This window comes from Massilia pseudoviolaceinigra (assembly GCF_030846505.1).
GTDB lineage: Bacteria > Pseudomonadota > Gammaproteobacteria > Burkholderiales > Burkholderiaceae_D > Telluria_A > Telluria_A violaceinigra.
The window spans coordinates 61,903-75,256 of sequence record NZ_JAVCWL010000013.1 but is presented as its reverse complement, the minus strand read 5'-3'; the positions used below and the strand labels follow the sequence as shown (position 1 = coordinate 75,256).

Here is a 13,354-nt window from a genome sequence, read left to right as displayed (position 1 = left end):
TGCATGAAATATCCTTTCGACAAGAAACAGACCATCGTGATGATCGTCGCCCTGCTCATCGGCGTCGTGCTGGCCGTCCTGATCGTGGCGCGCAAGCCCGGTCAGGCGCAGCACGACGACCATGACGAACATGGTGCTCATGCGGACAGCGCCCAGGTCGACCACGGCGGCAAGCCTCACCAGGAAGACGCCGTTCCCGCGCGCGGCCCCCACGGCGGCAAGCTGTTCGTCAGCCAGGGCTACGGCCTGGAAGTCACTATCCTGGACCACAGCGCAGGTCCGCAGTTCCGGCTCTATACCTACCAGGATGGCAAACCGCTCGATCCCTCGGCCACCAAGGCCCAGCTGACCCTGGAACGCCTGGGACGCTCGCCGCAAACCATCCGCTTCGCACGTGAGGAAGATTATCTGCGCGGCGACGCCATCGTCGGCGAGCCGCATTCCTTCAAGGTGGCCGTGACGGCCCAGTCGGGCGGCAAGACTTACCGCTTCGCCTACGATCAGGTCGAGGCTCGGGTAACGATGTCGGAAACGCAAGCGGCGCAAAACGGCATCGACGTTCACACCGCCGGCCCGGCGCGCATCAAGAGCGTGCTCAAGCTCAATGGCGAGATCCAGCTCAACGCCGACCGCACGGTGCACGTGGCCCCGCGCCTGGCCGGGATGGTCGAATCGGTCAGCGCGAACGCGGGCCAGACCGTGCGCAAAGGCCAGGTACTGGCCGTGCTGTCGAGCCAGGCACTGGCGGGCGAACGCAGCGCCTTGCTGGCGGCGCAGCAGCGCCTGGCTTTGGCGCGCAGCGTGTTCGAGCGCGAACGCACGCTGTGGCAACAGAAAATCACGGCGGAGCAGGATTATCAGCAAGCCCGCGCCGCCCTGCAGGAAGCCGAGATCGCCACGCAAAGCGCGCGCCAGAAGCTCGACGCGCTCGGTGTCGGTGCTGGCAGCCTCAAACAACTGGCGCGCTATGAAGTGCGCGCGCCGATCGATGGCGTGATCACCCAGAAAACCGTGGCCGCCGGAGAATCGGTGAAGGAGGAAGCCAGCCTGTTCGTGGTGGCCGACATGTCGACCGTCTGGGCGGAGCTCTCCGTGAGCGCGCGCGACCTCGAAACCATCCGCCAGGGCCAGAGCGCGACTGTGCGCGCCGGCGCCGCCGACACGGTGGCCAGCGGCACCATTTCCTACGTCAGCGCCCTGGTCGGCGAGCAGACGCGCGCCGCCAAGGCCCGCGTGGTCTTGCCCAATCCCAAGGGCGTGTGGCGGCCCGGCCTGCCGGTCACCGTGGATGTGGTCGCCGCCGAGGTCACCGTGCCGGTGGCGGTGCTGGTCGAAGCGGTCCAGAACGTGAACGAGTTGCCCTCCGTGTTCGGCCGCTATGGCGACCATTTCGAAGCACGCCCGCTGGTGCTCGGGCGCAGCGATGGCGAGTCGGTCGAGGTCGTCAGCGGCTTGCTGCCCGGTGAAAAATATGCGGCAAAGAACAGCTTCCTGATCAAGGCCGACCTCGGCAAAGCCGGCGCCAGCCACGACCATTAAGGAGCCGCCATGTTCGATCACCTCATTCGCTTTTCCATCGAACGGCGATGGCTGGTGCTGATGCTGGCCGCTTTCGTGGCCGTGTTCGGCGTCTACAGCTACCGCCAGCTGCCGATCGACGCCGTGCCCGACATCACCAATGTCCAGGTCCAGGTCAATACCGCCCTGCCCGGCTATTCGCCGCTGGAAGCCGAGCAGCGCATCACGTTTCCGATCGAAACGGCGATGGCCGGCTTGCCCCATCTGGAACAGACCCGTTCGCTCTCGCGCTACGGCTTGTCGCAGGTGACGGTGATCTTCAAGGATGGCACCGACATCTATTTCGCGCGCCAGCTCGTCAACGAACGCTTGCAGCAGGTGCGCGCCAGCCTGCCCGACGGCGCTTCGCCCGCCATGGGGCCGATGTCGACCGGCCTGGGCGAAATCTACATGTGGACCGTGGAAGCGAAGCCCGGCGCGCTGAAAACCGACGGCACGCCCTACGATTCCACCGACTTGCGCCAGATCCAGGACTGGATCGTCAAGCCGCAGCTGCGCAACGTGCCCGGCGTGACGGAAATCAATACCATCGGCGGTTACGCCAGGGAACTGCACGTGGCGCCGAACCCCGGCCAGATGGTGGCCCACGGGTTGTCGCTGGCCGATATCGTCGAGGCGCTCGAACGCAATAACAGCAATGTCGGCGCAGGCTACATCGAGCGCGGCGGCGAGCAATACCTGGTGCGCGTGCCGGGCCAGGTTGGCTCGGCCGAGGATATCGGCGGCATCATCCTGCGCTCCAGCCAGGGCGTGCCGCTGCACATCCGCGACGTGGCCGAGGTCGGCGTGGGCAAGGAATTGCGCACCGGCGCCGCCTCCGAGAACGGCCAGGAAGTCGTGCTCGGCACCGTGTTCATGCTGATCGGCGAAAACAGCCGGGCGGTGTCGGCCGCGGTCGACAAGAAACTGGGCGAGATCAACCGTACCCTGCCGCCGGGCGTCCTGGCCCGCACCGTCTACGACCGCACCGACCTGGTCGACAAGGCCATTGCCACCGTACGCCAGAACCTGCTCGAAGGCGCGGCGCTGGTCATCATCGTGCTGTTCGTGTTCCTCGGTAATATCCGCGCGGCACTCATCACGGCGCTGGTGATTCCCCTGGCCATGCTGGCCACCTTCAGCGGCATGGTCGCCAATGGCGTCAGCGCCAACCTGATGAGCTTGGGTGCCCTCGACTTCGGCATCATCATCGACGGTGCCGTGGTCATCGTGGAAAACTGCGTGCGGCGCCTGGCGCACGCCCAGGCCGCCGCCGGCCGCCCGCTCACCCGCGAGGAACGCTTGCGCGAAGTATTCGCCGCCGCCGGCGAAGCGCGCCGTCCGCTACTGTTCGGCCAGCTCATCATCATGGTGGTGTACCTGCCCATCTTTGCCCTCACCGGGGTCGAGGGCAAGATGTTCCATCCGATGGCGTTCACGGTCGTGGCCGCGCTGGTGGCGGCGATGGTGCTGTCGGTCACGTTCATCCCGGCCGCCGTGGCGCTGATGATCGGCAATAAGGTCAGCGAGCACGACAGCCGGATCATGGGCTGGGCCCGCCGCGCGTACCTGCCGCTGCTGCGCCTGTCGAACGCCAACAAGGGACCGGTGATCGTCATCGCCGGCGTGGCGATCGCCCTGTCGGCGCTGCTGGCCACGCGCCTGGGCAGCGAATTCGTGCCGAGCCTCAACGAAGGCGACATCACCATGCACGCGCTGCGCATTCCGGGCACGAGTTTGTCGCAGGCGGTCCAGATGCAGCTCGCGCTCGAACGGACGATCAAGCAGTTTCCCGAGGTCGATACGGTGTTTTCCAAGATGGGCACGGCGGAAATCGCCAGCGACCCGATGCCGCCGAGCGTGGCCGACACCTTCATCATGCTCAAACCCCATGCCGAGTGGCCCAAGCCGGCGCGCAGCAGGGAACAGTTTCTCGCCGCGCTGGAACAGGCGGTCGGCAAGGTGCCGGGCAATAACTACGAGTTCACCCAGCCGATCCAGATGCGCTTTAACGAGTTGCTGTCGGGCGTACGCAGCGATGTGGCGATCAAGGTGTTCGGGGACGACAGCGAGGTCATGGGCCGTAGCGCCGACCAGATTGCCGCCGTGCTGGAAACCATCCCCGGCGCGGCCGACGTCAAGGTCGAGCAGACCACGGGCTTGCCGATGCTCACGATCCGCATCGACCGTGCGCGCACCGCGCGCGTTGGCGTCAACGTTGGGGACGTGCAGCAGACCATCGCCACCGCCATTGGCGGGGCCACCGCCGGTTCGCTGTTCGAGGGCGACCGCCGGGTCGACATCGTGGTGCGGCTGCCGGAAGCGTTGCGCGCCGACCTGGACGCCATAAGGCGCTTGCCGATCCGCGTGGCTGTGCGCGAAGGCAATCAGCCGGCCGCCTACGTGCCGCTGGGCGACGTGGCGCAGCTGGACATGAGCCCCGGGCCGAACCAGGTCAGCCGCGAAAACGGCAAGCGGCTGGTGGTCGTCACGGCCAATGTGCGCGGGCGCGATATCGGCTCGTTCGTGGCTGATGCCGGGGCGGCCATCGGCCGGCAGGTCAGGATTCCGCCCGGGTACTGGATAACCTGGGGCGGGACGTTCGAACAGCTGCAATCGGCCACCAGCCGGCTGCAACTGGTGGTGCCGGCCACGCTGGCGCTGGTGTTCATGCTGCTGTTCGTCATGTTCGGGAATGTGCGCGACGGACTGCTGGTGTTTACCGGCGTGCCGTTCGCGCTGACGGGTGGCATCGTGGCGCTGTGGATGCGCGGCATTCCGCTGTCGATTTCGGCGGCGGTCGGCTTCATCGCCTTGTCCGGCGTGGCGGTGCTCAACGGGCTGGTGATGATTTCCTTCATCCGCGGCTTGCGCGCGCAAGGCATGCCGATGGCGCAGGCGGTGGAAAGCGGCGCCATGACGCGCTTGCGGCCGGTCTTGATGACGGCGCTGGTGGCCTCGCTCGGCTTCGTGCCGATGGCGCTGGCGACCGGTACGGGTGCTGAAGTGCAGCGTCCGCTGGCAACCGTGGTCATTGGCGGGGTGTTGTCATCCACCCTGCTGACCTTGCTGGTGCTGCCGCTGCTGTATCAATGGGCGCACCGGCGCGATGCGAAATAAGGCGGGGAGCGCTACCGGCCTGATCTGACTCCACAAGCAATGCTGGCGAATATAATAGGTGTTTAATCAAGTGGATGCCTAGCCATGCTTACCCGAAGCCAGATCGAAGAATTGAACGCGCTCCTCGTCCGCGTTGATGAGGATGAGGACGAGGAGGACGATGACGACTGGTTTGCGCTGGAGTTCTCCGAGCCCGATTCGGCGGAAGATATCGCCGCGTTGGAGGGCATTATCGGATTCGGCATTCCCGACGCATTAAAGGCGCTGTATCAGCAGTGCGGCGCATTCGGGCACGCGTCATACGGGTTGTCCTGGCAGACGATCAAGGTGCGCTCGGCGAGCAGAATGCTGGAACGGCTGCGTGCGGGCGGCGACGCGACCCCGGCTATGGGGCTTCTTAATTATATTCATGATTCCTGGGGCGGGCGCACGGAGCTTGAGGTAATCGATTCCGAACTGGCGAAGATCGTCAATGAGAACTACGTGGTGTTCGGCGAGCGCATCATCAGCGACGACGTTTACGATTACTGGTATTTCGACCGCAACGGCCTGTTCGGATGCCTGCATTTCGACCAGGATCAAGGCGGCCACAACATATGGAAGCTCGAAACGCTGGGCAATATCGTACCGCCGGAGGTTCCGGCATTGTCGCGCGAAGAACGCCGCGCCCAAACCCTGCTGGAGGTCGCCATTTTTTCGGGCGACGAGGATATTTTCCCCGGCAAGGAATTGGACGAACTCATTACACAGCAGTTCGAGGCATGCGCACAGAGCCTGGCGCACGGCTAACCAGTCGGGCGGGATTTATTAACAGCCCTAACAGTGCTGGGGGCAAATAAGGGCCATAATCGACCAATCAGATACTGCGAAGGCGGAAGGTTCATCATGGATACCCCCCAGATCACGCCGCTTTCGGCACGCAACGTAGGCCTTGTTACGCCCCTCGCGCCAACACACACCCTGGCCATCGAACAGGTCCAGAGCCTGCCGTTGGCGGCGGTCGCCCCCACCACGGTGGACCTGTCGACTTCGGGGCGCTTCCTGTCGCTGGCCTCGCTGTTCCAGAAAAAGATGCTGGACTTGCAAAACGCTGTCACTGCCGACACCGATGCATCCAGGCAGCTTGCCGACGTGACGGTTGCAGCGGCAGCCGTGGCCAGCATATTCAACGAATTGCAGACCAGCGCGGTCGACAATACCGGCGCAGCGATGGACACCCTGGGCGACCAATCGCTGCAATCGCAATTTTTCCAGCAGTTTGGCGGCACGCCGCAGGATGCCGACGCCAGCCTGGCAGCTATCGGCCTGAGCTTTACGCCGGCGACCAGCACCACCCCTGGCACCCTGAGCATGGACGAGACGGCGCTACAGGACGCATTTCGGCAAGACCCTGTCGCCACGTCGGCATTGCTGGAGCGCGCCGCTAACGCCTTCTTCGGCGTGGTCAGCACGCAAGTCCAGGCACAGGCGGCCGGCGTCTCTTTCCTTTCCGACGATAGCGTGATCGGCGCCGCGCCCCCGGTCTTTATCGGCGTGCCCCAGGACATCACCGCCACGCAAGGCCAGCCAGTCAGCAATGCGGACAATCTGTTCGTCCAGAACCTGGTAACAGAGACGCTGCGCAATGAAAGTGCGCAGCTCGACGAAAGCGCAACCAGGGCCGACTTGGGCGAGGGGCGCGATTTTCCGGTGCAGATGGACCTGATCGCCTCGCCGCAAGAGGAGCAACAGGCCCAAGGCGCGCGCCTGGCCTCGCTGCCCGCGGAAGCAGACGCACAAGCGCTCGCCGCCGACGCCATCCCGGTCGAAGCGCTCGCTACGCCGATGGCGGCAACGGCGCCGCCAGCCGCGCTCGCTATGCCACCTGCGACGGCAGCGCCAGTCGCAACCGCTGCGCCACCCGTTGCGGCAGCGCTGAGTACGCAAGACCGGACCCAGTCGGCATCGACCGCTACCACGCCGGCGACGGCCACGATCTCCGAACCCGATGCCACCGCAAGCAACGGTATCAGCGTGGCGGAACAGGCACGCGTTCTGGCGCAACAGTTGCAGGCGGAACGCCAGGCGGCGCGCGAGCTCGACGAGAAAATCGCCGGCGCCAGCGACGCTGTCCGCGCGGCATTGGCCGACGACATCGCCAAGCGCGACGCCCTCAGAGTCGACCAGCTCAACGTGGAAAGAGGCATGGAACAGCGTCGCGCGGACCAGCTGGCGCAAGCCGGACCCGCCCCGGTCCCTGTCGCGCCGGATCAGTTTGCGCGGCCGGCCGGTGCCGTGCGGACGGTCACGACTGCGCAGACAGTAGCCGAAGGCCAGAACGAGGACCCGAACATCACACCGCAGCAAGCGCCGCTCCCGGCGCCGAACCAGGCGCAGCTGGCCGCGCGCGACCCGGCGATCGCCGCCGCCATCGCGGCTTACAACGTCAACACCGGTCCGTTTGCGGCACAAAACGGCCGGCCCGACATTCAGCCGCCCAAGGCCAGGCCGGTTGCGCCGGTTGCCGGCGTCACGAAGGTGGAGCCCGCCGGGGCGCTCGGTACGCCTGGCGACGGATCGTCGCCACTACGATAAGGCGCTCAGAATCGCCAGCATGTCGCTCACGCCCGCTTGCGCGCAACCCCCGTGGGAAACATGCTGGCGCCTTCTCCCGCCGGCAACGTCTTGTCGAGATGCCGGGTGGGATTTCTAAAAGCCTTCATAAAGTCGCTTTGCCTGGCCCAGAAATTGCCTTTATTTACGCCAAATGGCAGACCGAACCGAATCGCAATACCACCACTTATACTGGTGATAGCCTTGGCCGGCCAAAGTGTTCGTCAACTCTGCCATTTCGGTGGCACTCATTCCAGCCTTCGCATACCACTCGCCCTTGCCAGGCACCCAATGCGTGTCGTAGAAAGCGCCATTATCGGTGCAAGCCAGACTTTCTGGCATCTGGCCCGAATCTTTCATGTGATTGAACCAACCCTGGAAGGCCGCGCTCGAGATGTTGTTGACAGTCCAGTTGCCCGTCGAGCGAGGCGCCCAGATCAGGATTGGACCACCCGGAAGAGCGCTTCCTTTCAACAGCGTCCATGGCCCCAAGGGAGACGCAGTACCGTCGGTGTACGGGGTGGTCTGACCGTGTTCGAACTTCATTTCGACCGGGGCATCGTCTTTGAACATGTGGACGTGAAGGTGCGGCAGACTCGAATTCCCGCTGTTTCCGGCCAAGCCCAGATATTGACCTTTGGTGATGGTCGCACCGTCCGTAACCGCCGCTTCGGGTGGCAACGTACTGCCGCTAGGCTTGTCGAAGCGTGTCTTATTGTGCGGGCAAATGGCTGCGGGAACGGAGCCTGGAATCATATGGGAATGCTTCGCGAAGACGCCACCGGCGGTCTTGATCACGACATGGTTGCCACCGACGCCGATTAAGTTGTTCTCGACGTCGGGATCCTTGGTGCCAGCCTTGGCGTTGTCTGGGGCATTGCGCCAGCAATTGACGACTGTACCGGACACCGTGGCGTACACCTTCCTACCGTAGACGAGGTGGTTTGAATTGACCGTCTTGTCGGCCCCGTCGGCAACCAGGTGATTCCACTTGTCATCGCCAACAGGACGCATGGCAATAATATCCTTGCCCATCCCCTGATTTGCGCCCGTCGCATGATCGCTCGTCTTGTAGCGGTGTGTCAGGCCGAGGTCGTCGCTTTTCAGCGGGAACACGTCTGCAAAAGCTGAACCGGATAGGAATGATGCGCCGACGCACAGGACAGAACCGACGCCTTGAGTAATTGTAGATTTCATCTCGATTTCCTTTCAAAATGTTGTAAAAAAATATATTCCATGTGGAGCGCCGCTTCAGGAAGGCTTCTTCATTCGCAGCGTGGATATGCAGGACTCAATGGGAAGTTGATTATTGATTGGCACTGATCTTCATCTAGCCTGAGCGAAGCGTCAGTTCGCTTGCCGGTCGCTGCGGCGGTGTAAAGGAAACGTCGCAGGAGGGCGGACAGGTCGAAGCGCCGGTTGAAGCGGTACTGCGCCTTGGCCAGGTAGCGGTGCCCGTATTTGCGGAAGTTGAACGCGTGATCACCGTAGAGCGCCATGAATTGGTCCGGGCTCATGCGCGCTTGAACTTGAAATTGATTCATATTTGCCATGAACTACCCTCGTTGGGTATCCGCAGCTGGTGCCTTTCTGGCTTAGACCATGGGCAAGTGGGGCAGTTCGGCAAAGCTGAAGAACAGCACTAATCCATGAACAATTTGCTAAATTGGTATTTCATGGGTATTATTTGACGACCGGATTGGTACTTGTTTGGCATGCATATAGCCATTCCTTCCTCCCCATACTGATCGGAACACGCTTGTCACATTTCAACCGGCTCGCGCCCATTGCTGCCCTGCTGCTGACCGTTGCGGCGGGACCGGCATACGCTCAAGCGCCCACCTCTCCAGCGAAAACGCCGCTGCCTGTGCTGCAATGGCCGATTGCCGACGTCGATCCCGATAACGAAGACTTCAGCGATCTGAAGCCCTTCGCCGACGCCATCGGGAATGCGCGGATTGTCGCGCTGGGCGAGCAAACTCACGGCGCGCGCGAAGAGTATCTGTTGAAAACACGCCTGCTCAAATTCCTGCATCAGCGCATGGGATTTGACGTGTTACTGCTTGAAAGCGGCTTCTACGATATCGGACGGCTCGCAGAGCGTGCGGAACGCGGTGAGAAGCTCGATGCTAGCGCGCCCGGCAATGTTTTCTTCATGTACGCCAAAAGCGCCGAGGGCCGCGGCATGCTGCAGTACCTGGACCGCCAGCGCGCGCTCGGGAAACCCATGCAGCTGGGCGGTATCGACAGTCAGCATACCGGTGAGCATAGCCAGAGAGAACTGATCGGGGACTTGCAATCCTATCTGCGCAAGCAGCAACCCGGCTTGGCCGAGGGGGCCGGCTGGACGGCGTATGCGAAGCTCGCCAACGGGCTGTTCATGATGGACCGCAAGGCGCCACAGATGTCGGAGCGAGAGCCATTTCTGGGCCACGCCAAGCTGCTCGAATCGCATTTATGCCAGCAGGACGACGCCGTCTTCAAGGGCCGGACCTGGTGGTGCAACGTCGTTCGCAGCATCCATGCCCAAGCCACCAGCTACTGGAGTGCCGACCGCGACTACCAGCGTGACAATCAGATGGGCGCGAACGCGATCTGGCTTGCCGATCATCTTTTCGCAGGCAAGAAAGTGGTGATTTGGGCGCACACTGTGCACGTGGCGCGGGGGTTTCAGCGCTCGCCAACGAACCTGCAGGCTGGCGAAGTCATGCATCGGCGCTGGGGACGCGACTACAAGGTGGCGCAGTTCAGCACCGCTGGCGGTACGATTTTCGAGTATGTCTCCGGAAAACCGACGGCTGTGCCGGCGCCTGCCGCCCACAGCCTGGAGCAACGCCTGGCGCAGCAGAGCAAAATGGTCATCGGTTTAACGCCGCTGGCGCCGGTCGACCTGACCCAGTTCAGTTACGAATATCTCACCGGCGGCGCGGGAAGGCTCGGCACGCATTGGGATGTACTTTTCTTTATTCCGGCGGTGACGCCGGTTACGATGACGCGCTGACGATGGACAAGAAACTCAGTTTGAGCTACACCACGATTGCATTGCACTGGCTTTGCGCGCTGGCGATGCTGGCCATGCTCGGGGTCGGACTCTACATGGTGCGCTTCGAAGCGTGGAGCTTCTACCCCTGGCACAAATCAGCTGGCGTCATCCTGCTGGCACTGATGCTGGCGCGCGCCGCCTGGCGCATCCGTCAAGGCTGGCTGCCGGCGCTCGGAGCCGCTTCGCGCATCGAGCAAGGCCTTGCCAAAGCGGTGCACTGGATGCTAATCATCGGCACCCTCGCCATGCCACTGACGGGGATGCTCTTTAGCGGAGCGAGCGGACATGGATTCGGTATCTTCGGGATCCCGGTCGTGCACGAACAGCACGACCCCGTGCATCCCGGCCAGGTGATTCCATACAGGGCCGCCTGGGCCGACGCAGCCCAACTGATGCATGCCTGGCTTGGCTACTATCTCATCGCAGTCATCACGCTGCACATCGCCGGGGCGCTCAAACACCACGTGCTCGCCCGTGACGGCACGTTACGCCGCATGTTCGGTGCGCATATTCAGTGACGCTGATGAAGGCTTTATCGCCAGCGTCGCTGCCTGACCGTTCTCGATTGAAAACCGAGCGCGCTTGAAGATCGCCAACAAGACCAAAGTGCGCCTGGTCGATCACGGCCTGTCGCCAGAATATTCCATTTTTTTGATTAACATCGCCCGCTGGCCGGTTTGTTATGATCAGCGTTTCTTATTCGAAGGCGCTCTCTGAATGAACTTGCATGGATAGTAAAACGACCGAATCCAACTGTGTGAACATCGAGGGAAGTTTTTCCTCTGCCGATCTGCGTCGTTATGCAAAACGTGGTCCTGTCGGGAAGCTGTCGCTGACTAAGATTCCTTTGGTGACGGAGCGCATCGCGCAAGGTTTTCGCTCGTTCCAGTCAGTGGACCAATTATGGCTATGGGGCGATATCACCCGAACCGCGATGCGCCATGTCGTGTCGATTCCCGGTTTACGGGTTCTCGATGTGCTCGGGATTGTAAAACCCGGCAGGCTGGAAGGGTTTTCGGCGGCGGCCACGCTGGAGGAGTTCAGAGCAAATCACACTCTCTCTGCAAGTGACGTCATTGAGGTTTGCAGGTGTCAATCCCTGCGCGAACTTGGCGCACAGGGAGCGGAGCTTTCTCCAGAGGCGATAAAAGCAATTCTTCAGTTGCCGGCCCTCGCATCGCTGGATCTGGAGGCTTCCTGCTTCGACGATACGATGGCCGAGCAACTGAGCGCGTCCACGTCGATTACCTGCTTGAGTGTCGGCGCAACCGACATTTCGCGTGAAGGACTCGCATTTCTATCCAGGATGAAGCAGCTTCGCCAACTTGATCTGTGGGCAACTTCTATCCCGGAAGCCGATCTCGTTTTGCTCGCCGAACTTCCCGAGCTCGAATACCTGTCCGTCGGCGGATACGACCACTTGCCTTCCATTCCGGCCGAAACCTTGCTGCCGCTCCTGTTTGCGATCACGTCGTTGAAACGGCTATGGCTCGATGGCGTGGACCTGACGCCATCGCAGCGCGACCAGCTGGCCGCCCGCTACGCGTACCTGCGCATTACCTGAAACGGCAATGCGCAGGCCGAGGCGCTTCCCGGCAATTGCAATAAGCATTCGCAATCCCTGCCGCACTTCCCCCAACCTGCCGGGCAGGAACGCGTTGTATCTGCGAAAGCGTTGCGCGCACGATGAAGTCGCCCGACGCCAAATTACCACAGCGGTGATAATTTTTTTCGTTCTGAATGTGAATGCCATCATGGATGCCGTTAATGAAAAATAACATTCATTTCCGCCGCTATCATTCTTTGTTTTGAATGAAATAAAACGTGCCGTGGCGGGCAATAAGTCATTTCACATTTGCAATTCCATGGATTTTTCAGAAAAACTCCTGTCCTTTGGGCAGGAATGGGATCGCGTCTGTATTGACAAACAGGATCCGATCAGGTTTATCAATTTATTAATTGCGTCATTCCTCTGCATACTTGTATCGCCATTTGGCACACTTTTCTGGAGATAGTCATGACGTCGTACATGAACAAGCTATTGACCGCATTCACCGTTGCAGCACTGAGTTTGCCGCTATCGGCGGCAGCGGGTACGTACACGCTGACCTCCCCGGGAACGGACCAACACGCATGGGTCAACGGCGGGAAATTCGAAATAGGTCGTTTTTCCCTGCAATCGCATGTCGGCGACATCCTTGACCTCAATACATCAGTGACACTGGTGGACCAGGGATGGGGAGGCCAGGATCCGACCAACGGCGTGTACGTCGGGCTCTTTGCCGGTGAAACGGCCCTGTACACGCTGCACGTGGCCGGCGCCGACCACGTCTGGAAGACAGATTATTATTCCCTGACCTCGAATCCCGGGGACTTCGCTGGCATGAATGCTGCTCTCGACAATGCTCAGTGGAACGCCGGTGTCACCGTGCGCATGTACACCGACGCGTGGGATTACGCGGGATGGGAACTCCACACGCGCAATGTCAGCCTTGCCATGACCTCGGGCGTATTGCCCGCGGTGCCGGAGCCGTCGAGCTATGGAATGATGTTGGGCGGCCTGACCCTGCTGGGCGCAGTCGCCTGGCGCCGGCGGGCACGAACGATGTCCTGATTGTTGAACCGCTATGGCATTCGGCGTACCGTGGCGTGGTTTGCCTGCGCTGGTACGCCGGTACAAACATAAGGAAAGTTGCGTCCGGCCGGCACTGTTGGGTCGGTGAATCGCTTCGTCCATAGCCAGATCAAAGCCGCTCTTGCTCACGTACCCCGGCTGCCAGCATTGCCAGGTTGATTTGACGGCGTTCATCCTTGCAAGTCTCCTGCCGTAGTGCCCCATCCCTGTCGTGCGCATCAGTCCATCCACAGACCGTGTCAGCGGCCAGGTTTCGCTGCGGATCATTACTGATAGCTTTACAGCGATGCATACGTTGGCGCGCTGCCCTCCACGTCGACGGCGAACTCCGGCAACGCATGGTATCGCCGTCCTCAGCTCTCCCTGACGCCCCATGCGGATCGCACCAGTGGCTCAATCAGGGCTGC

At 61.8% G+C, this 13,354-nt stretch carries 10 protein-coding genes and 1 pseudogene; 9 read left to right on the top strand and 2 right to left on the bottom strand.

Going from position 1 to position 13,354, the window contains the following annotated elements:
- Window positions 1–3: 3 nt before the first annotated feature.
- From RBA40_RS14415 to RBA40_RS14400, 4 genes are all read left to right on the top strand, one after another.
- Window positions 4–1,539, top strand: coding sequence for an efflux RND transporter periplasmic adaptor subunit (locus RBA40_RS14415; RefSeq protein ID WP_306648508.1), 1,536 nt, complete (start codon window positions 4–6; stop codon window positions 1,537–1,539).
- 9 nt (window positions 1,540–1,548) lie between these two features.
- A complete protein-coding gene (locus RBA40_RS14410; protein ID WP_306648507.1) occupies window positions 1,549–4,677 on the top strand; it encodes an efflux RND transporter permease subunit in 3,129 nt (1,042 codons plus the stop codon).
- 84 nt (window positions 4,678–4,761) lie between these two features.
- On the top strand, window positions 4,762–5,466 hold the full coding sequence (locus tag RBA40_RS14405) for an SMI1/KNR4 family protein (RefSeq protein ID WP_306648506.1): 705 nt from the start codon (window positions 4,762–4,764) through the stop codon (window positions 5,464–5,466).
- Window positions 5,467–5,562: 96 nt separating this feature from the next.
- On the top strand, window positions 5,563–7,251 hold the full coding sequence (locus RBA40_RS14400) for a hypothetical protein (RefSeq protein WP_306648505.1): 1,689 nt from the start codon (window positions 5,563–5,565) through the stop codon (window positions 7,249–7,251).
- Between the two features lie 159 nt (window positions 7,252–7,410).
- Here RBA40_RS14400 and RBA40_RS14395 read toward each other — a convergent pair whose 3' ends face one another.
- Together RBA40_RS14395 and RBA40_RS14390 are read right to left on the bottom strand one after the other, a co-directional pair.
- Entirely contained in the window at window positions 7,411–8,466 is a 1,056-nt protein-coding gene (locus RBA40_RS14395) for a M23 family metallopeptidase (RefSeq protein ID WP_306648504.1), read from the bottom strand.
- Between the two features lie 68 nt (window positions 8,467–8,534).
- Window positions 8,535–8,750 (bottom strand): annotated as a pseudogene (locus RBA40_RS14390) (hypothetical protein); the annotation flags it as partial.
- A 278-nt stretch (window positions 8,751–9,028) separates the two neighbouring features.
- Here RBA40_RS14390 and RBA40_RS14385 point away from each other — a divergent pair.
- The 5 genes from RBA40_RS14385 to RBA40_RS14365 all read left to right on the top strand — a co-directional run bounded on the left by RBA40_RS14385 (window position 9,029) and on the right by RBA40_RS14365 (window position 12,926).
- Entirely contained in the window at window positions 9,029–10,270 is a 1,242-nt protein-coding gene (locus tag RBA40_RS14385; protein ID WP_306648503.1) for an erythromycin esterase family protein, read from the top strand.
- A 2-nt stretch (window positions 10,271–10,272) separates the two neighbouring features.
- Complete coding sequence (locus RBA40_RS14380; protein ID WP_306648502.1) at window positions 10,273–10,830, top strand: cytochrome b; 558 nt, start codon at window positions 10,273–10,275, stop codon at window positions 10,828–10,830.
- 64 nt (window positions 10,831–10,894) lie between these two features.
- Window positions 10,895–11,029 carry a hypothetical protein gene (locus RBA40_RS14375; RefSeq protein ID WP_306648501.1) on the top strand — a complete coding sequence of 45 codons (135 nt, stop codon included), beginning with the start codon at window positions 10,895–10,897 and terminating at the stop codon, window positions 11,027–11,029.
- Window positions 11,030–11,039: 10 nt separating this feature from the next.
- On the top strand, window positions 11,040–11,876 hold the full coding sequence (locus RBA40_RS14370) for a leucine-rich repeat domain-containing protein (protein WP_306648500.1): 837 nt from the start codon (window positions 11,040–11,042) through the stop codon (window positions 11,874–11,876).
- A gap of 453 nt (window positions 11,877–12,329) precedes the next feature.
- Window positions 12,330–12,926: a PEP-CTERM sorting domain-containing protein gene (locus RBA40_RS14365; RefSeq protein ID WP_306648499.1), complete on the top strand. Its 597-nt coding sequence runs from the start codon at window positions 12,330–12,332 to the stop codon at window positions 12,924–12,926.
- Window positions 12,927–13,354: the final 428 nt, after the last annotated feature.